This is a genomic window from Pseudomonas sp. VI4.1 (genome assembly GCF_002029345.1).
GTDB lineage: Bacteria > Pseudomonadota > Gammaproteobacteria > Pseudomonadales > Pseudomonadaceae > Aquipseudomonas.
Genome location: NZ_MULM01000078.1, coordinates 1 through 17,976, shown reverse-complemented (window position 1 = coordinate 17,976; position 17,976 = coordinate 1). Strand labels below are relative to the sequence as shown.

The window sequence follows — 17,976 nt, the reverse complement described above, 5'->3', positions numbered from 1 at the left end:
TCGGTGATCGAGAATCGCGTGGCTGCTGAGGTTCGGATCGGTTGATCGAGAATCGCGTGGCTGCTGTGGTTCGGATCGTCTGATCGAAAATCGCGTTGCCGAGGGTGGTTCGGATCGGTTGATCGAAAGCCGTGCGGCATAAATGAATGGTTTTACCGCGACACCCAACGAAAAACCCGGCCTCGTCTGCCGGGTTTTTTTATACCTGCAATAACCCGCAATTCATGGGATGCCCGGGCGATCGCCAAGATCACCGCCTTCGGTATCGACACAATCACCTGCATACAAACAGATTGGAAATCACCAAACCTGTAGGAGCCGGCTTGCTGGCGAAGGCGTCTGCATGGGTACTGCAAGGCTCGAGGCCGCCTTCGCTGGCAAGCCAGCTCCTACAAGGGATCACCGGTGTACAGATGGATTGTGGTCAACGCCGAACCCTGTAGGAGCCGGCTTGCTGGCGAAGACGTCTGCATGGGCGCTGCAAGTCTTGAGGCCGCCTTCGCTGCGGTGCGGCCAACAATAAAAATACAGGAGTTGAAGATGTCTGGACTGAACCTGCATCCCCAAGCCGCAGCCTCTCTGAACCAGTGGCACGCCATGATCCGCAAGGGTGACTTGAGCGCCTTGCCTGAACTGTTGGACCCTCAGGCGATATTCCGCTCGCCGATGGCGCACAAGCCTTACCCGGGAGCGGTCGTGGTCTCGAAGATTCTCAACACGGTCATCGAGCTGCTCGATGATTTTGTCTATCACCGGGAACTGGCAACGGCGGACGGCTTGAGCGTCGTGCTGGAATTCAGCGCCAACGTCGACGCAAAGGCGCTAAAGGGCATCGACATGATCCGCTTCAATGAACAGGGGGAAATCGTCGAGTTCGAGGTGATGGTCCGCCCCTTCAGTGCCTTGCAAGCCTTGGGCGAGCAAATGGGAAAACGCGTTGGCGCCTACCTCGCAACCCTGTAGGAGCTGGCTTGCCAGCGAAGGACGTCAACGATAACGCATTGTTCATTGGCTAAACGCGTCGCCCGTGCTGTCAGCGGTCGAACCACCACGCCCTCACGTTTAGCCCTCTCAATGCGGTTGAAAGGTCTGAAGATAAGCCAGCACATCTTCGACCTTTTCCCGATCGCTGAGCCCCCAGAAAATCATCCGGGTCCCGGGGACCACTCCCTTCGGGTTTTCGAGGTACGCGGTCAGTGTTTCGCGAGTCCAGACGATGCCGGCCGCTTTCATCGCATCGGAGTACAGGTAGTCCGTGGTGCTGCCTGAAGGCCGGCCAAAAATCCCGTTGAGCTGCGGACCAAAAGAGCCCCGCGCCGACTCCCCGACCTGATGGCAGCCACCGCAGATCCGCTTGAACAGTTTGCCGCCCGCCTCGGCATCGCCGGCCGCTTCGGCCTGGGCGCTGCAGAGTCCTGCGTTGAGCAGCAGGGTGAAGGTCAGTAAAGCGGCGTTCTTCATGTCGGTTCCAGGTGTCGTTCACAGCAAAAGCGGGCGGCTATTTCATCATGACTGGCTCCGGCACCAAAACTTAAATGCAAAAACGCCCTCCCCGGTCTCGGCGGTGAAAGCCAGTTGATCGCCTTGGGCTGCGCCTCCACGGCGAGGTGTCCGAATGATCGCGGTCGTCGGGTTTGGGGCCGCTGCGCGACCCAGCGGGAGCAAGCGCCCTCGCCACAGGGGTGCTCACCTGGCTTTCCCGCTACGTATAAGCCCCCACCACCCTCTTCACCTTCACCAACGCCTGGCGCAGCGTGTCCAGATCCACCGACCCCAACGCCAGACGGATCGCATGGGGCACATGCACGGAGATCGCAAAAGGCTCGGCAATCGAGACCGCCACCTGTTCGCGCATCAGCTCCATGGCGATCTGATCGGCCCGTGCGTCTTCCGGCAACGGCAGCCAAAGAAAATACGACGATGGATGACTGATGTAGCGAAGGCCCGCCAGCACTTGCGCGGCGATGGCTTGCCTGGCCTGCGCGTCCTTGCGTTTTTCCGCTTCCAGCTGCATGACGGTGCCATCGTCGAGCCACGTGCTCGCAATCGCTGTGAGCACGCCCGGGGTATTCCAGGTGGTGGCCCTGATCGTTCGCTCGAGGGCAGGCACCTTATCCAGGGGCGCAGCGATGAAACCTACACGCAAGCCGGTGGCGACACTTTTGGATAACCCGGACACGTAAACCGTGCGCTCGGGGGCGAGATCGGCGATCGGAGGCGGCGGGTTTTCAGCGAGGAAGGCGTACGCGGCGTCCTCGATGATGAGCAACTCATGGCGGCGCGCAATCGTCACCAGGTGCCCGCGTTGCTCGGCACTCAGCACCCATCCCAACGGATTGTGCAGCGTCGGCATGCTGTACACCGCCCGCACGCGCCGGCTCTGGCAGAGCTGTTCCAGAGCAGCGAGATCCGGCCCCTGTGCGGTCACGGGAATGGGCACGATTTCCAGGTGCAGGGCTTCGGCGAGCACCTTGAAACCGGAATAGGTCAGCGCATCGGCAGCAATCACATCACCGGGTTTGAGCAGCGCCATCATCGTCACGGCCAGCCCCTGCTGGGCGCCATTGACGATCAACACGTGCCCGGCCTCCACCGTCAATCCGCGAGCGCGCAGATGGCGTGCCACCGACGCCCGCTCATGCAATCGCCCGGCATGGGGCTGATAGCGCAGCAGCGCCTCCAGGTCACCCCCCGACGCCAGTTGGCGCAGCGCACTGCGCAACAGCTCTGCCTGCCCGGGCAGCGACGGATAGTTGAAGTTGAGATCGATCATGCCGACCGCCACGTCTTTCTGGTCGATGCCCGAACCCGGCGCCAGCGCGGTCTCCCTGACGAAGGTGCCGCGCCCGGTTTCGCCGCTGACCAGGCCCATCGCCTCGAGTTCGGCATAGACCCGGCTGGCCGTCACCAGCGCCAGGCCTTCGGTCGTCGCCAGTTGACGGTGGGTCGGCAAGCGCGTGCCGGGCAGCAGGCGCCCGGCGCGGATGTCCGCGGCAAAGCTGTCAACCAGCGACTTGTATCGGGAGCGAGGCATGGGCCGATGTATCCATGACAATATTTTGATTGTATTGATCTTCGATCATAGGATGGGTCTCTGCAAACTTTTTGAGTGTGAACGCAATGGAACGGGCATCGAAGCTGCAAAACCTGGGGATGGAAAAGACCGCCAGCGGCTGGCTCAACGGGTTCATCGGCGTCCTGATCTTCAGTGGCTCGCTGCCTGCCACGCGGCTGGCCGTGCTGGAGTTCGACCCGGTATTCCTGACGGTGGCCCGCGCCACCATCGCGGGGCTTCTGGCGCTGTGCATGTTGGTGCTGTTCAAGGAAAAGCGTCCTGTCCGAGGTGATCTTCTGCCCTTGGTGATCGTGGCGCTGGGGGTTGTGGTGGGGTTTCCGCTGTTGACGGCATTGGCGCTGCAGTACGTGACGTCGGCGCATTCGATTGTCTTCGTCGGCCTGCTGCACACGCCACCGCGGCGTTTGGCGTGCTGCGCGGTGGCGAACGGCCGCGGCCGGTGTTCTGGTTGTTCTCGGTGCTGGGCAGTGCGCTGGTGGTGGGTTTTGCCTTTTCCCAAGGCCTGACCGCGTCGCCGACGGGGGACATCCTGATGTTGCTGGCGATCCTCGCCTGCGGCCTGGGTTATGCCGAAGGTGCGAAGTTGTCGAGGACCTTGGGCGGCTGGCAGGTCATCTGCTGGGCTTTGGTGCTGTCGCTGCCCGTCATGATCCCGCTGACCTGTTACCTCGCCCCGCTTTCGTTCTCGGGCATTACGACATCGGCGTGGGCCTGCCTGGGATACGTGTCGGTTTTCAGCATGCTGGTCGGCTTCGTGTTCTGGTATCGCGGGCTGGCCCAGGGCGGGATTGCCGCCGTTGGCCAGTTGCAGTTGCTGCAACCGTTTTTCGGGTTGGCGCTGGCGGCGACGTTGCTGCATGAGCAGGTGAGCATTGGCATGTTGGGGGTGACGGTGGCGGTGATTCTTTGTGTGGCGGGGGCGCGGCGGTTTTCGAAGTAGGCGGGACCGGGATGTCTTGGGTTTGACTGCAGGCTTGCCTGAAGGCGTCATGTCAGTCGACATCGATGCCGAATGTCAGTACGCCTTCGCGGGCAAGCCCGCTCCCACAGGAATCGCTACCGTGCCACGAATATTGTGCCCAACACAAAACCCTGTGGGAGCTGGCTTGCCAGCGAAAGCGGTCTGATGATTGGCAGGTTTGTCTGATCAGATCCGCTATTGCCTTAACACCCTCTGCATGACAATGGTGCGCTCGGCCCCGTGAAATTCATCCCGCACTTTTCGAAAACCCAGCGAAGCATAAAAGCCCTGTGCTGTGATTGAAGACGGCACGTGCAGAACATCGAGGCCCAATTCAAGGGCGGCCGAATGAATGACAGCCATAAGCTGCCTGCCGATTCCGGCACCTTGGTATTGCGGGTCGACAAAGACACTTCTGACAACATCCCCATCCAGACTGGCCGTCGCGACGACACGTTGATCGACAGACGCCACATAAACCCGGCGCTGCGTCATCAACTCAATGATCCCCTGCGCGGAGAAGCCCTGCTCCACTCGCGCGATGACATCGGGTGGATAGTCCTGCGCATTGGACTCGTGCAGCGCGCTGATCACCACATGACTGATCGCTGCTGCATCGTCGGTTGTTGCGAGACGAACCTGACAATCCATTTTGCGTTCCCTCGCCACCTGTGTTCATCCAATCGTAAACGCATAAAAGCTCTCGGGATACGCTGATCCGATCATTTCATTTACGTCGGGAATGCCTCGCCGGACGCTCTGCATCCACATGGACGCGGAACACCTCGGGCCGCATTCCCACGCCGACGGTTCAACACCTCGACATGGGAATGGTCAGGTGGGTCAATCCTGCGGATCAACGTTATCCAACGCTCGATTCACCGCCAGTTCCGCCAGCATGACGACCTGCTGAATACCCAGCATCGTGTTGCGCTGCGATCCTTCCAGGAACCCCGCGAAATCACTTGCCATGACACTCGCCGAAGCCAGGGATTCACAGGCGTGGGCCAACAGGGTTTCGGTGCCAATGCCGGGGGCGATGACGAACATCGTGCTGGGTTTGTGGGATGTGATCTTGGCTTTGTGAATGCGGGGCTTGTAGGAATCGCCAGGAAGGTCGGCGGATTCACTTGAGGTTTTTGATTCTGGAGGGCTGGGTGTCGATCTGATCATGATGAAACTCCTTGATCCATGGAGCCGCTACCCCCTCGCTGCTAAACGAAAAAGGTGACAGCTGTACGCGGGTTAGCAGACCAGGGATCAAGGAACCCGGCGCACCGAAGTGCCCCACGCACAGCCGCCATAACGCAGACCTGCCTCAACGGAGGCGCGGACTGGCCAAGAGCGACACTGGCGTACCTTGATATTGACCGAGCTGCTAAACCCGATCGCTGATTTTCAGCGACCCGCAGACGATAAAAGCCAGACCCAAGACGCACAAGCCGGCGGATTCTGTCTTAGGCGTAGGCATCTACGCAAGACGATGTAGCCTCCTGCCTACAACTCAGAAAGTTCCTACAGCCGCCCTCCCCCACGCTCCGGCCTGCACCTCAAAAAATCGGAAAATAGGCGATCACGTGCTGCAGAAATCGGCCAGACCGGACAGGGTTGTGACGCCTTGATATTCTGTGCAGCCGATCCACGATGGACACTTGCACATGGAAGTAGCCCCCCGGTTCATCATTCATGAAACCGCCCATTGGATTCTCAATCACCACATGTCGTCCACCCTTCCCGGCTATCTGATGCTCGGCTCAAGGGCGCACGTCCACTCGCTGGCTGATCTGCCCGACGATGCGCTGGCGGAACTGGGTGGCTTGCTCGCCAAGGTTCAGACAACCATTGAATCGCAGTTGAAACCGAAGTGGCTCTACATCAGTCGATTCGGCCATGACCCCGGCTATCCTATCCATTTCCACTTCATTCCGGTGTATCACTGGATCGAAGATCTGTTCTGGAAAGATAAGAGATACAGGCTGCTGGAGACCTTCGCGACCAACGAAAACGCAACGTCGCTTACTGACGGAGCGGAACTGACGCTGTTCATCTGGCGCGAATTCGGGGAAAGCCCTGAGCCACCGCCCATACAAGGGCCTTCAACCGATCAAGTCATTGATCTGCTACGCAGACCGTTCAGATAGGACAGCACGGCTGTCGCATCGGGCGAAAGCAGCACCACACAACCAAGAGAGAGAAAAAATGGTCACTTGTTATCTGAGATACGTGCTGGATCCCTACCAGATCAAAGCATTCGAACACTATGCGACGCTGTGGATTCCACTGGTTGAAAAATTCGGCGGCCAGCACCACGGCTACTTCCTGCCGTCCGAGGGCGCCAATAACATTGCCTTGGCGATGTTCAGCTTTCCAAGCCTTTCGGCGTATGAGCAGTACCGGCAAGACTCCATGAACGATCCGGATTGCATCGCGGCGTTCAAATATGCGGAGGACACAAAATGCATCCTCAGCTATGAGCGGTCTTTTTTCCGGCCGGTGTTTGGCAAACAGGCGTAGCAGCCAGCGGAATGTAGTGCTGCCATTCGAATTGACCCTGCGCGACAGCACTGCCGTGCTCGACAGCGACGCTTGATTCAGCCCTGTTTCAAATCCAGGCAATAGGTGTAGTAGCCCGTATCGCGCACATACCCCAGCGACTCATACAGGCGTTGCGCCCCGTGGTTGTCCGTGGCCGTCTCCAGCACCAGGCCTTTCGCGCCGGTCAGCAGCGCAAAGGCTCGGGCGGTGTTCATCAGCAAGGTCCCGACCCCGCGCCCACGGGCTGCCGGGGTGGTGAACAGGTCGCTGAGCAGCCAGGTGCGATGCGCGTCGATGGAGGAGAACGTCGGGTACAACTGGACGAACCCCAGCGCCTCGCCACCGTCATCCTGGACGAAGAAGATCGCCGATTCGTCCCGGGCGATGCGCTCGGCGATGAAGTTGCGCGACTGGTTGAGGTTCGATGGCTGGCCGTAGAAACCGCGATAGGCGTCGAAGAGGCTGGCGATTTTATCGAGGTGGGATGGGTCGGCGCGCAGGGCCTGGAGTGCCATGTTGATCGTCTCCGAACGGATTGATTGATCAGCGGAAAAGGGAAATGTAGATCAAAAAATCACAGCGTGCGGGAGCTCGTAGGAGCAAGCTAGCTCCCACATGGAATCTTGTCCGGTCGAAATGGATGGGTCGGCTGTCAGGACGCCTTCGCCGGCAAGCCGGTTCCTACAAGTTTGAAATGCACTCGGATCCGAGAGCCAGGTCGGCCCGCAGGCCGCCTCGCTTTGGCTTTGGCTTTGACGGTGCACGCCCCATCGAGAGGCTTCGTTCCGGTTCTGCGCAGTGGGCCCACGGAGCAGGACCGGAGCCTGGGCGAGGCACCGAACGACAGGGGCAAGAGCGCTTGGTTACTTGGCGCTTTTCCAAGTGACCCGCCGTAAGGGCGGAACCTTAAGTCGCCGTTACCGCAGAAACGGGTAGGTCCCGGCCTTCAGCTCCGCTCGGCAACTACCGCCGGCGCTGATGCCTTGGCCAGCCCGTAATACAGAATCCCCGGCACCACCAACCCCACTATCCAGGAAATATCCACCCCGCCGAGCTGCGCCACCATCGGCCCCGAGTAGAATTTGGTGTCGACAAAAGGCAGCTGGACCAACACACCGAGACCATACACGCTGATGCCCAACAGGTTCCAGCGCCCATAGCGACCTTGCGGATCGGACAATGCCGCAATGTCGTAGCGCTCCTTGTTGATGAAGTAATAATCCACCAGGTTGATCGCGCTCCAGGGTGTGAAGAACGTCAGCAGGAACAGGATGAAATACTTGAAGGTGTTCAGGAACGAATGCTGCCCCAGCAGCGCCAGCGTGGTGGACGCGGCGACAATCACCAACACGAACAGCATGCGTTGCCGGGCGGTTATCTGCAGACGGCTACGAAAGCCACTGATGATGGTCGCCACGCACATGAAGCTGCCATAGGCGTTGAGGGTAGACACCGTGACCTTGCCGAACACCACGCTCAGGTACAGCAGCGAGGCCATCACGCCGGTACTGCCCAGCCCGACGATGGTCGCGACTTCATGCCCGCGAAAATTCGCGCCGGCCAGGGCTGCGGCGAACACTCCCAGCACCATTGAGGCCTGGGCGCCAAGCACCGTGCCCAGGCCGACGGCGGTGAAGGTTTTCCAGGACGCGGTCTTGCTCGGCAGGTAGCGCGAGTAGTCGGCCACGTAGGGTCCAAAGGCGATCTGCCAGGACGCGGACAGGGACACCGCCAGCAGGAAGGTACTCCAGCCGAAATGGCGGTTTTGCAAGAGCAGGCCGATATCGTTGAGGGTCATCAGCCGGGTAAACAGATACACGAACGCAATGATGCCCAGCACGCTGGCCACCTTGCCGACCAGGTGGATGACCCGATAGCCGAACATGGTCAGAAAGGCGATGCAGGAGGCAAAAATCAGGATGCCGGCGCTGTCGCTGACATCGATCAACTGGGCAATGGCCTGCCCCGACAGCACCGCGCCGGTGGCGCTGAAACCGAGGTACATCAGGCACACCAGCACGATCGGGATCGCGGCCCCATAGACGCCGAACTGCACGCGACTGGAAATCATCTGCGGCAGCCCGAGTTTGGGCCCTTGCGCCGCATGCAGCGCAACCACCGCGCCGCCGAGCAATTGGCCGATCAGCAAGCCGATGAGCGACCAGAACACATCGCCGCCCAGCACCACGGCCAGGGCGCCGGTGACAATTGCAGTAATCTGCAGGTTGGCGCCAAGCCACAGGGTGAACTGGCTGTAGAGGCTGCCATGACGCTCGGCCTCGGGAATGAAATCGATCGAACGGGTCTCGATCAGGGGACTTCGCTGCTGACTATCGCTGACCTTGGTCATTGCGCTGTTTTCCTTTGAGGAGCTTGTTTTTATTGTGTGGGCTTGCAGGCTTAGAACGTCTTGCTGGCACTGGCGACCACCGTCGCCGTGCACAGATCGTCGTAGCCATACCAACCTGCGCATTCGCTTTTCGACAGGTCGGTATCGATGTAGCTGAGGCCCCAGGTCACGCCCACGAAGTCACGGCTCAACTTGGCTTCCCACTCGTAATAGGCCTCGCGGCTGTCGCCGTTGGTGGTCCAGTAGGCCGGGTCTTTGACATCGCCGCGCCCCACGCGCACGTTCAGGCCCAGCTCGGCCGGCAAGGCGAACTGATAGCTGAGGTAGGTGTAAAGAGTGTCCTGGTCTTCGCCAAAGACGTTCGGCGTATCGTTCGAGTAGTGGGCGCCGAGTTTCACGCCATACAGGTCCAGGATGGCGTAGATTTCACTGAGGTTGAATTGGCCTTCCTTGGGATAGTCGTACTTGATGTAGCCCAGGTCGAGGCTGATGGCCTCGGTCGCCTGCCAGTAGTAGCCGGCGTAGTACTCGAGTTCCTGCCGAGTCTTGAACTCGCCGCCGAAATCGACGTTCGAGGTCCAGGCGCCCACGTACAGGCCGCTGCTGTGCACCAGCGTGGCGCTGGCCTGTGCCGCCGGATCGCCCAGGGTTTGCGAAATGCCTCGAGTGCGGTAGTCGCTGAATACCCCCAGTGTCATGTCCAGGTTGAAGTCGTCATCGAGGGTCAGTGCGTGGGTGGTCAAGGGGGCCAATACCAGACTGGCCAGGGCGAAGACTGAGCGTGCGTTCATACGAATCTCTTATTGTTATGGAGGGTGCTGGGAATGTCGGGCACGGCGAGGCCGAGCCCCTCGCCGTACGAGGAGCCGGCCATTTTTTCCGGTGCTGCGGTTGGGGGTGTTCGTCAGGACGCGGGCGCGTAAACCTCTTTACCGGCGAAAAAGGTCTTCAGGACTTTGGTGTCGAACAGTTCGTCATCGCTGACCTTGAACACATCGCGGTCGAGAATGATCAGGTCAGCCTGTTTGCCAGGCGCCAGCGAGCCGATCTGCTGCTCCAGGCGCAGGGCTTTGGCGGCATTCAAGGTGTAGGCGTAGAACATGCTCTGGCGATCGATGCTTTCCTTGGCATTGAGCACGCCCAGCGGCCCTTTGCGCGTGCTGGCCTGGGCGATGGCGTTCCACGGGTTGGGGCTGGACACCGGCCAGTCACTGCCGCCGGCGATAACGGCACCGGCGTTATGCAGGGACCTGGCGGGGTACTGGTAACCGTAGGCAAACGCGCTGATATAGGGTTTGACCAGTTCGACGGTGTAACTCTCGCCGGTGGCCCACAGCAACTGCATGGAGGCGATCACACCCAACTCCTTGAAGCGCCCGAACTCTTTGGGGTTGACCAGTTGCAGGTGGCTGATGCTATGGGCCACCGGGGTCGGGTTGAGTTTGCGTGCGTAGGCAAAACCATTGAGTGACTCACGGACCGCGCGGTCGCCGACCGCATGCATGTGCACGATCCAGTCGCGCTTCTCCGCCGCCACCACCAATTCACCGAAGTGCGCGGGGTCGATCAGCAGTTGACCGTTTTTCTGGCTGTTGTTGAAGGGCACGATGACCGCTGCCGTCTGCCCTGGAAACTCGAGAACGCCGTCGGCGAAGACCTTGATTCCGGGAAAGCTCAGGTTGGGGACGCCCTGAAATTCCTTCATCACCTTGGCCAGCACTTCCAGGTCGGCTGGTCGGCTTTTCGGGTTGGCCAGCAACAGCGCGGCCACGTGGGCGCTGAGTTCACCCTTCTGTGCCAGTTCGCGGTACAGCGGCAGCACCCCGTAACTGTGCTCGGTGGCCTGGAAATCGAACAGCGAATCGCCGCTGCCGGCATTCGCCGCCGCGTCCATCCAGGCGGTGACGCCATATTGATTGTTGACCTTCACCGCCTCGCGGGCGGCTTTCAACATGATCTCGGCGCTGGGCGCGGGGATCTGGCTGCGGACCTGGTCCCAGCGCGACTCGGCGAAATAGCCATTGGGGGTGAAATCCGCGTCGTGCCCGACGAAGCTGCGATCCTGTTCCGACAGGCCTTTTACCAGTGCCGCGTCGATCTTCAGGCGCTTGAGCATGGCGTTGTTGGCCCATCCGGTATGCCCGTCGATCCCGCTGAGGACCACCGGTTGCTCCGCCCAACGCCCTTGATTGAAACGCTGGCCGAGCTCACGGCTTTTGTCCCAATAGGCCGAACTCACCCCGGCAATGCTGATCACGTCACCGGCCCGCGCAATGCCCGCCTGATCCTGTTCGATGATCCACTGTTCAAGCTCGGGCAACGGCTTGACTTCATCCAGCAGGTTCGCGCCCATGCTGTCGAAGGCCGCCACCACCGGGTGACTGTGGGTATCGATCATGCCCGGCATCAGCACCTTGCCCGCCAGATCGATACGTTTCGTGCGAGCATCGGCCAGGGCGTTGATCTGGGCATCGGTGCCCGTCTTGAGAATCTTGCCGTCTTGCACGGCCACTGCCTGGACCAGTCCCTGACCGGGTTCGGCGGTGAATACCTTGCCGTTGAACAACACCAGGTCAGCGGCGGCCATCGCCGGCACCGAGGACAAAGCCAGGGCTGCGGCCAACAGAGTGGGAATGAATCGTTGCATCGGAATTCTCTCTTGTTTTTATTGGGCTGAGCGGGAAGCGGATGCCTGGGACAACACCTGCGGATCAAGGCCAACGAAAGGCGCCTTGGCCCACACGACCTTGCCGCCCACGACCGTCAGCAGCACTTGATTTCGCGCCAGGGCCTCCTCGGGAACCTGCATGAAGTTCTGGTCCAGGACGATCAGGTCGGCGAACTTGCCGACTTCGACCGAGCCGACGACCGCCTCCAGTTTCAGCTGCTCGGCGGCGTTCAGGGTGATACTGCGCAGTACTTCGTTTCGCGACAGGGCCGGGGCGGCATTCAACCTGCCCGCATATTTGGGGCCGTAGCTGTGCGGGTTCAGCGGATCGCCTGAGCGGGTGACACCGATCTTCAGCGCCAGGAATTCGTCGAGCGGGTCGACGGGCCAGTCGCTGCCATACGCCACACGGCCGCCGGCACGGGCGATGCTGCCGGAGGGTTCCATGCGGGCAAACCGCGCCGGCCCCAGATGCTCGTTGGTACCGTCGACCGTAGAGGGCGCCTGCTGGGCCCACTGGAAGGACATGTTGGCGGTCACGTCGAGCGCCTTGAAGCGCGCGTAGTCGGCAGGGTCCACCGACTCGTTGTGAGTAATGGCCGGGCGAAAGCCATTGCCAGGCAATTGCCGGCGCACGTATTCGATGCCGTTCAGCGAATCTCGCACCGCCCGGTCTCCGGTGGCGTGAAGGTGCGGATCGAGGCCGGCCTGCACGGCTTGCAGCAGCAGCGGATTGAGCACTTGCGACGGGAAGTAAAGCTCACCGGCGTTCTTGCCGGGGGTCCACTTCGGCGTCGTGCCGGTGCCGGCATTGCGCAGGTACGGCGCCAACATTGCACCGGTGTCGGCCGGCGCGTTGATGATGCCGTCCATGAACAACTTGACGTGGCGCATGCTCACACCGGGCGCGGCCTTGGCTTCACCCTGGTCGTAGGTATCGGCCAAGGCCTTGGCCTCGGCGATGGTTTTCGCCGGGTCGGCTGCGGCGGCCGCAGGGTCCAGTTTGATCGCCAGCAAGGCCCGGGCGGTCAGCTCGCCCGACTGTTGCAACGTGGTGAACGCCTTGCCATTTTCCGGTCCGGACAGGGCATCGAAGAACGTGGTGATGCCTTGCTGGCGCATGGCGTCGAGCGCGGCGCGGGTCTGGTTGAGCTTCTCGGCGTCGGTGGCGGGCGGCACCACGGCGGCCATGGCATCGGCAGCGCCGTCTTCGCAGATGCCGGTCGGATTGCCGGCGCTGTCGCGCACATATTTGCCGTCCCCGGGATTGGCCGTGTGCTTGTTGATGCCAGCCACTTCCAGGCCGCGAGAGTTGGTCAGCACGGTATGGAAGTCAGTGGAGCGGACCTGGATCGGGCGGCTGGTCTTGAGCGCGTCCAGCGTCGATTTGTCGGGGTCGCCGTCCAGTCCGTCCATGCCCATGCGATCCCAGCTGCCCACTTCCAGCCAGACATCGGGGCCTTTGCCCTGGTCCGCATCCAGGCACGCCTGAATGGTCTGCTGGAACACCTTGCGGGTCATCGTCTGGTATTTCAGGTCGCACAAGGTCATGGCGCGACCGCCATCCCCCGGATGCATGTGTGCATCGATGAAGCCCGGCATCAGCATGCGGCCGGCCAGATCGATCAGCTGTGTCTGCTTGCCGATGTACGAAGAAACCCCTGCATCACTGCCCACATAAACGATTTTTCCGCCCGCGACGGCGATCGCCTGCTGCACCGAGTTCTTACCGTCGACGGTGTAGACATAACCGTTGCGCAGCACCATGTCGGCGCCGGTCGAACCCTGGGTCTGACACCCCACCAGCGCCATGCCGGAAACGGCTGTGGTCGTGGCAATGGCGATAAATAGCCTGGACAATTTCAACTGCCTCACCTCTGTTTTTATAATTGTGGAAGTGGCCCGAACACGCTGCCGTGCAACCCCTGAATGCAAGGCACACCTTATAGAGGGCAGCACAGATCCGGACCTCCACAAATGAGGAGGGTCAAGGCGGTTTTCCGGTGAACAATCGGCGGCGTCGAGCCTAGACCCGACGTGCGGCCTCTGCGGGCGAAGTGGGCGAGCGCAAGGCAGAACCGAGTTCCACCTTGCTTTTGACGCCGAGCTGCAGATAGCAATTGCGCAGATAGGTGCGCACGGTGGCAGGACTCAATGCCAGGATTTTGGCAATTTCCTTGTAGGAATGACCGGCGGCGAACAGCATGGCGGCGGTCCGTTCCCGGGGTGCAAGCACCGCCCCGCGCGACAGCGTCTCCAGCGACAGAATCACGTGCTCGGCATTGGGACTCAGCGTCAGTGCACACCGGCCCAGGCGCATCACGCAGGGCGCCTTCGGCAATTGCGCGATCACCTGCGACGGCAGCATCGAGCCGCTCCAGCCCGGCAACTCACGTTCAATGGCGGCGCACAGCCTGGCCCCCACGTAGAGCAGGCTGCCATCCATGCGCGCAACGCCGAAGTCGGTTGCACCGTCGCCCGTGTCGAACCGGATCATGTCCTGGACCTGAAATCGCCACAGCTGCAACAGGTGATCGCAGAAGGCCGAAAACAAACCGGCCTCACTGTCGTTGAACACCGGTGCCTGAAGGCCACGGTAGAGGCAGACGAAGAACATCAAGCCGCTCTCGGGCAACTCGAACGTGATGCACATCAAGTGGTAGAGGTCATGCCGCCGGGCGAAGTCGTTCACTTGCTCGCAGGGGTCGGTGAACCCGCTGTCGCGCACGACCTCGCCGGGCTGGCTCAGCGTGTCATGGGAGAACCTGTCGCTGACCGCGACCTTGTGCCATTCGACGGCAAACGACTCGGGCAGATTGATTCGCCCGTGCATCCAGCTTTGCGGGGGCGCAGTGGCGTCGGACGTCGACATCTCGCCCCACCATGCCGACGCGAAGGGCACCAACCGGGCAAATGCCTGCAGGCCATCGGCAATGAACTGGGAGGCACCGCGATCCCGAGCCAGGCGCCCCAGGTGAAGCACACACTGATTGAACGCCTTCAGCGTTGCCATCGACGTCCCGACGCCGACCTCATCACCCGCCTCCATCGCTCTATACCCGTGTGCTGAATGGCCTGGGATGCGACCATGCCATGGCGCACCCATCGCGTCCAGCCGCCACCGCCGTTCTGCAGGCGTTTGGTCGGGCGGATCCTGCGCACCCCTGCCCCCTCCTTCATCCGTTACCCGACCGAACGACTCAACCCTGGACCTGGTCAGTACATTCCTGACCGGGCTGATCGGGACTTTCGGTTCCTGATGCATATTTCCCTGGTCGGGATCACATCGATCCGCGACACCGGACTGCTCAGGCGTGCAAGGCGGGTATTGTGCTCGGCAATGATGTCATCGGCGGCCATGTTGTCGGTGTCGACGGTGGAATGGGCGTCGGCGGCGAGCACCACGTCATAGCCCAGTTTCAGGGCCTGGCGCACGGTGGCATTGACGCAATAGTCGGTTTGCAGGCCGCAGATGATCACGCGCTCGACGTCCCACTGTTGCAAGATTTGCAGCAGGCGGGTCTGGTAAAAAGAATCCCGGGCAGTTTTTCGTACTCGCAGATCTTCGGGTGATGTTTCCAGGCCCTCGACCAGTTGCCAACCTTCGCCACCGTGCTGCAGCAGGCTGCCCTTTTCTTCGTGTTGAATCAGGATGACCGGAATGCCTGCTACGCGTGCCTTGGCGCTCAGGCCATTGATGAGATCGATGACACGTTTGATCTCGAAGCATTCGTACTCGCCGACGCACAGCAAATGTTGGACGTCGATGATCAGCAGTGCAGTGGTCATGGTGACTTCCTTTAAATTTCAGTGGTTCAGGGGACGGTAAAACACGTCCCCTTATAAAAAGGGCCCCCTTTTAAAACGACCCTCAGTAACCGAGCGACAACCCGGTGTTACGCCGCGGATCGTTCGCCCCGTAGAAGCGGTTCTTGCCTACCGGCTTGCCCTCCAGCGAAGGCGCGCCGACCAGGATCGCCGCCAGGTGGTTGGAGTCCTGGGGACCGGCAAACTTGTGGCCCCAACTTTCCAGCATCTTCACCGTATCCGGGCTGGTGGTGAAGGTTTCCAGGTTGGTCTCTTCCGGCAACCACTGCTGGTGGAAACGCGGAGCGTCGACCGCTTCCTGGATGTTCATGCCGTAGTCGATCACGTTGAGCATGGTCAGCAGGGTCGCGGTGATGATGCGGCTGCCGCCGGGAGTGCCGACGACCATCACCACCTTGCCGTCCTTGGTGACGATGGTCGGGCTCATGGACGACAGCGGTGCCTTGCCGGGCGCAATGGCGTTGGCCTCCCCTTGCACCAGGCCGTACATGTTCGGCACGCCGATTTTCGAGGTGAAGTCGTCCATTTCGTCGTTAAGGATGACTCCGGTCTTGCTGGCCATGACGCCGGCACCGAACCAGTCGTTGAGGGTGTAGGTCACCGACACCGCGTTGCCCCATTTGTCGACGATGGAGTAATGGGTGGTGTTGCTGCCTTCGTGGGGCGCTACCCCGGGTTTGAGTTCGCGGGACACGCCGGCCTTTTGCGGATTGATCGCCGCGCGGATTTTGGTCGCGTAGTTTTTATCCAGCAGATGGGCGATCGGGTTTTTCACGAAGTCCGGGTCGCCGAGGTAGCTGTTGCGATCCACGTAGGCGTGGCGCATCGCTTCGATCTGGTAGTGCATGCCCTGGGCCGAGTGGTAGCCCAGGTCTTTCATCGGGTAGCCTTCGAGAATGTTCATGATCTCGCAGATCACCACCCCGCCGGAGCTTGGCGGTGGCGCCGACACCACGTGGTAGCCGCGGTAATCGCATTCGATCGGCGCCAGTTCGCGGGTCTTGTACTTGTCGAGGTCGGCCTGGGCGATGATGCCCTTGTTGGCCTGGCTGGAGGTGACGATGGCGTCGGCGACCCAGCCTTTGTAGAAACCGTCGGCCCCCTTCTCGGAGATTTCCCGCAGGGTTTTCGCCAGGTCCTTCTGCACCAGTTTCTGCCCGACCTGCATCGGCTCGCCGTTGCTCAGGAAGATCGAGCCGGAATCCTTCATGTCCTTCTTGAAGACGTCAGTGGCGTATTCCAGCAATTCGACATCGCCCTGTTCCAGCACAAACCCGTCTTCGGCGAGTTTGATCGCTGGGGCGATCACTTCCTTGCGCGGCTTGGTGCCGTACTTCTGCAGGGCCAGTTCCATGCCGGACACGGTGCCCGGCACGCCGACGGCCAGGTGACCGCGGGTGCTGAGGTCCGGGACGACGTTGCCTTCCTTGTCGAGGTACATGTCGGCGGTGGCCGCCAGCGGCGCTTTTTCACGGAAATCGAGGAAGGTCTTGCGCCCGTCCGCCAGCTGAATGGTCATGAAGCCACCGCCGCCCAGGTTGCCCGCCGCGGGATACACCACCGCCAGCGCATACCCCACCGCTACGGCAGCATCGACGGCGTTGCCACCATTCTTGAGCACATCGACGCCTACATGGCTGGCCAGATGCTGGGCGGTGACCACCATGCCGTTTTCGGCCGCGACCGGGGCCACGGAGGCCGCGTGGGCCATCAGGCAGCTCAGCGCCAACGAGGTCGCAATGAGCGATTTGGCAAAAGGTTCGAACTTCATGAGTCGGTCTCTTTTTGTTTTTTTGGCTCTGTCGAAAAAAACAGAGGAAACGGTCAGGAACAGTAGGCAAGTATGGCTGGGATTGCGTATTGCGCCTCCCCGTCGAGGCAGTATGCTTGGCCCCTTATCGACACTTGCGCGGAGGCTGTCTGCATGACCTGCACCTGCATGACCATGGCGTCGCCGGTTGGCGAGCTGAAGCTGGTGGCGAACGGTGCGCGACTGGCGGCCATCCTCTGGGAAAACGACAAGCCGAACCGAGTGCTGCTGGGGCCGATGAGCGAGGATCCGGATAATCCGATCCTGGTGCGCACCGCACGACAGCTGAAGGAATACTTCGCCGGCACACGCGACCGTTTCGAGCTGGAGCTGGATTTTGTCGGGACGCCGTTTCAGAAGAAGGTGTGGGCGGCGCTGTTGACCATTCCGTTCGGCGAGACTCGCAGTTATCGCCAGATCGCCGAGCAGATCGGCAACCCCAGTGCGGTGCGGGCCGTGGGCGCGGCGAATGGCAGGAACCCGATTTCGATTGTGGCGCCCTGTCATCGGGTGATTGGCGCGTCGGGAAAACTCACCGGGTTTGCCGGTGGGCTTGAGGCCAAGGAGTGGTTGTTGACGCTCGAGGGCGGGCAATGGGGTGGGACTGGAAGACTGGAAGGCTTTTGATTTTTGTAGGAGCGGGCTTGTGTAAGAGCTGGCTTGCCAGCGAAGGCGTTTTCACCGGCGATACAAGGCTTGAGGCCGTTGATTATGTAGGAGCTGGCTTGCAGCGAAGGCGTTTTCATTG

Annotated in this window: 16 protein-coding genes and 2 pseudogenes; 6 read left to right on the top strand and 12 right to left on the bottom strand. The window is 61.0% G+C overall.

Going from position 1 to position 17,976, the window contains the following annotated elements; translation table 11 throughout:
- Window positions 1–142 (top strand): annotated as a pseudogene (locus BZ163_RS36315) (phage infection protein); the annotation flags it as partial.
- 398 nt (window positions 143–540) lie between these two features.
- Window positions 541–963 (top strand): nuclear transport factor 2 family protein, encoded by a 423-nt coding sequence (locus tag BZ163_RS02845; protein ID WP_128869708.1) that lies wholly within the window; start codon window positions 541–543, stop codon window positions 961–963.
- Between the two features lie 108 nt (window positions 964–1,071).
- Here the strand turns inward: BZ163_RS02845 and BZ163_RS02840 are convergent, their stop codons facing one another.
- The gene (locus BZ163_RS02840; RefSeq protein ID WP_128869707.1) at window positions 1,072–1,461 is read right to left on the bottom strand and encodes a cytochrome c family protein; all 390 of its coding nucleotides are present in this window, start codon (window positions 1,459–1,461) and stop codon (window positions 1,072–1,074) included.
- Window positions 1,462–1,702: 241 nt separating this feature from the next.
- On the bottom strand, window positions 1,703–3,034 hold the full coding sequence (locus BZ163_RS02835; RefSeq protein ID WP_128869706.1) for a PLP-dependent aminotransferase family protein: 1,332 nt from the start codon (window positions 3,032–3,034) through the stop codon (window positions 1,703–1,705).
- An 86-nt stretch (window positions 3,035–3,120) separates the two neighbouring features.
- On the opposite strand from BZ163_RS02835, the pseudogene BZ163_RS02830 reads away from it, so the two are divergent.
- A pseudogene (locus BZ163_RS02830) lies at window positions 3,121–4,016 on the top strand (DMT family transporter).
- Window positions 4,017–4,232: 216 nt separating this feature from the next.
- On the opposite strand, the gene BZ163_RS02825 reads toward BZ163_RS02830, so the two are convergent.
- Window positions 4,233–4,688 (bottom strand): GNAT family N-acetyltransferase, encoded by a 456-nt coding sequence (locus BZ163_RS02825; RefSeq protein WP_128869705.1) that lies wholly within the window; start codon window positions 4,686–4,688, stop codon window positions 4,233–4,235.
- A gap of 192 nt (window positions 4,689–4,880) precedes the next feature.
- The gene (locus tag BZ163_RS02820) at window positions 4,881–5,210 is read right to left on the bottom strand and encodes a DUF6124 family protein (protein ID WP_128869704.1); all 330 of its coding nucleotides are present in this window, start codon (window positions 5,208–5,210) and stop codon (window positions 4,881–4,883) included.
- A 485-nt stretch (window positions 5,211–5,695) separates the two neighbouring features.
- Here BZ163_RS02820 and BZ163_RS02815 point away from each other — a divergent pair, with 485 nt between their 5' ends.
- Window positions 5,696–6,178 carry an HIT family protein gene (locus tag BZ163_RS02815; RefSeq protein ID WP_128869703.1) on the top strand — a complete coding sequence of 161 codons (483 nt, stop codon included), beginning with the start codon at window positions 5,696–5,698 and terminating at the stop codon, window positions 6,176–6,178.
- A gap of 58 nt (window positions 6,179–6,236) precedes the next feature.
- Window positions 6,237–6,551 carry an NIPSNAP family protein gene (locus BZ163_RS02810; protein WP_128869709.1) on the top strand — a complete coding sequence of 105 codons (315 nt, stop codon included), beginning with the start codon at window positions 6,237–6,239 and terminating at the stop codon, window positions 6,549–6,551.
- Window positions 6,552–6,628: 77 nt separating this feature from the next.
- Here BZ163_RS02810 and BZ163_RS02805 read toward each other — a convergent pair whose 3' ends face one another.
- The 8 genes from BZ163_RS02805 to ggt form a co-directional block, all read right to left on the bottom strand.
- Complete coding sequence (locus BZ163_RS02805; protein ID WP_128869702.1) at window positions 6,629–7,087, bottom strand: GNAT family N-acetyltransferase; 459 nt, start codon at window positions 7,085–7,087, stop codon at window positions 6,629–6,631.
- A gap of 431 nt (window positions 7,088–7,518) precedes the next feature.
- Window positions 7,519–8,922, bottom strand: a complete 1,404-nt coding sequence (locus tag BZ163_RS02800; RefSeq protein WP_128869701.1) for a cytosine permease — start codon at window positions 8,920–8,922, stop codon at window positions 7,519–7,521.
- 50 nt (window positions 8,923–8,972) lie between these two features.
- Window positions 8,973–9,713, bottom strand: coding sequence for a TorF family putative porin (locus tag BZ163_RS02795; RefSeq protein WP_128869700.1), 741 nt, complete (start codon window positions 9,711–9,713; stop codon window positions 8,973–8,975).
- Window positions 9,714–9,826: 113 nt separating this feature from the next.
- Window positions 9,827–11,569 carry an amidohydrolase gene (locus BZ163_RS02790; RefSeq protein ID WP_128869699.1) on the bottom strand — a complete coding sequence of 581 codons (1,743 nt, stop codon included), beginning with the start codon at window positions 11,567–11,569 and terminating at the stop codon, window positions 9,827–9,829.
- Between the two features lie 18 nt (window positions 11,570–11,587).
- Entirely contained in the window at window positions 11,588–13,456 is a 1,869-nt protein-coding gene (locus BZ163_RS02785) for an amidohydrolase (protein ID WP_128869698.1), read from the bottom strand.
- Window positions 13,457–13,616: 160 nt separating this feature from the next.
- Complete coding sequence (locus BZ163_RS02780; protein ID WP_128869697.1) at window positions 13,617–14,639, bottom strand: helix-turn-helix transcriptional regulator; 1,023 nt, start codon at window positions 14,637–14,639, stop codon at window positions 13,617–13,619.
- Window positions 14,640–14,806: 167 nt separating this feature from the next.
- A complete protein-coding gene (locus BZ163_RS02775; protein WP_128869696.1) occupies window positions 14,807–15,379 on the bottom strand; it encodes a cysteine hydrolase family protein in 573 nt (190 codons plus the stop codon).
- An 82-nt stretch (window positions 15,380–15,461) separates the two neighbouring features.
- Window positions 15,462–17,189, bottom strand: coding sequence for a gamma-glutamyltransferase (ggt, locus tag BZ163_RS02770; RefSeq protein ID WP_128869695.1), 1,728 nt, complete (start codon window positions 17,187–17,189; stop codon window positions 15,462–15,464).
- 153 nt (window positions 17,190–17,342) lie between these two features.
- Here ggt and BZ163_RS02765 point away from each other — a divergent pair, with 153 nt between their 5' ends.
- Window positions 17,343–17,855, top strand: coding sequence for a methylated-DNA--[protein]-cysteine S-methyltransferase (locus BZ163_RS02765; RefSeq protein ID WP_128869694.1), 513 nt, complete (start codon window positions 17,343–17,345; stop codon window positions 17,853–17,855).
- Window positions 17,856–17,976 lie beyond the last annotated feature (121 nt).

What these genes read in the sequence shown, in the direction of transcription:
- BZ163_RS02845 (WP_128869708.1), top strand. Translation starts at nt 541, where the DNA reads ATGTCTGGACTGAACCTGCATCCCCAAGCCGCAGCCTCTCTGAACCAG.
- BZ163_RS02840 (WP_128869707.1), bottom strand. Translation starts at nt 1,461, where the DNA reads ATGAAGAACGCCGCTTTACTGACCTTCACCCTGCTGCTCAACGCAGGA.
- BZ163_RS02835 (WP_128869706.1), bottom strand. Translation starts at nt 3,034, where the DNA reads ATGCCTCGCTCCCGATACAAGTCGCTGGTTGACAGCTTTGCCGCGGAC.
- BZ163_RS02825 (WP_128869705.1), bottom strand. Translation starts at nt 4,688, where the DNA reads ATGGATTGTCAGGTTCGTCTCGCAACAACCGACGATGCAGCAGCGATC.
- BZ163_RS02820 (WP_128869704.1), bottom strand. Translation starts at nt 5,210, where the DNA reads ATGATCAGATCGACACCCAGCCCTCCAGAATCAAAAACCTCAAGTGAA.
- BZ163_RS02815 (WP_128869703.1), top strand. Translation starts at nt 5,696, where the DNA reads ATGGAAGTAGCCCCCCGGTTCATCATTCATGAAACCGCCCATTGGATT.
- BZ163_RS02810 (WP_128869709.1), top strand. Translation starts at nt 6,237, where the DNA reads ATGGTCACTTGTTATCTGAGATACGTGCTGGATCCCTACCAGATCAAA.
- BZ163_RS02805 (WP_128869702.1), bottom strand. Translation starts at nt 7,087, where the DNA reads ATGGCACTCCAGGCCCTGCGCGCCGACCCATCCCACCTCGATAAAATC.
- BZ163_RS02800 (WP_128869701.1), bottom strand. Translation starts at nt 8,922, where the DNA reads ATGACCAAGGTCAGCGATAGTCAGCAGCGAAGTCCCCTGATCGAGACC.
- BZ163_RS02795 (WP_128869700.1), bottom strand. Translation starts at nt 9,713, where the DNA reads ATGAACGCACGCTCAGTCTTCGCCCTGGCCAGTCTGGTATTGGCCCCC.
- BZ163_RS02790 (WP_128869699.1), bottom strand. Translation starts at nt 11,569, where the DNA reads ATGCAACGATTCATTCCCACTCTGTTGGCCGCAGCCCTGGCTTTGTCC.
- BZ163_RS02780 (WP_128869697.1), bottom strand. Translation starts at nt 14,639, where the DNA reads ATGGAGGCGGGTGATGAGGTCGGCGTCGGGACGTCGATGGCAACGCTG.
- BZ163_RS02775 (WP_128869696.1), bottom strand. Translation starts at nt 15,379, where the DNA reads ATGACCACTGCACTGCTGATCATCGACGTCCAACATTTGCTGTGCGTC.
- ggt (WP_128869695.1), bottom strand. Translation starts at nt 17,189, where the DNA reads ATGAAGTTCGAACCTTTTGCCAAATCGCTCATTGCGACCTCGTTGGCG.
- BZ163_RS02765 (WP_128869694.1), top strand. Translation starts at nt 17,343, where the DNA reads ATGACCTGCACCTGCATGACCATGGCGTCGCCGGTTGGCGAGCTGAAG.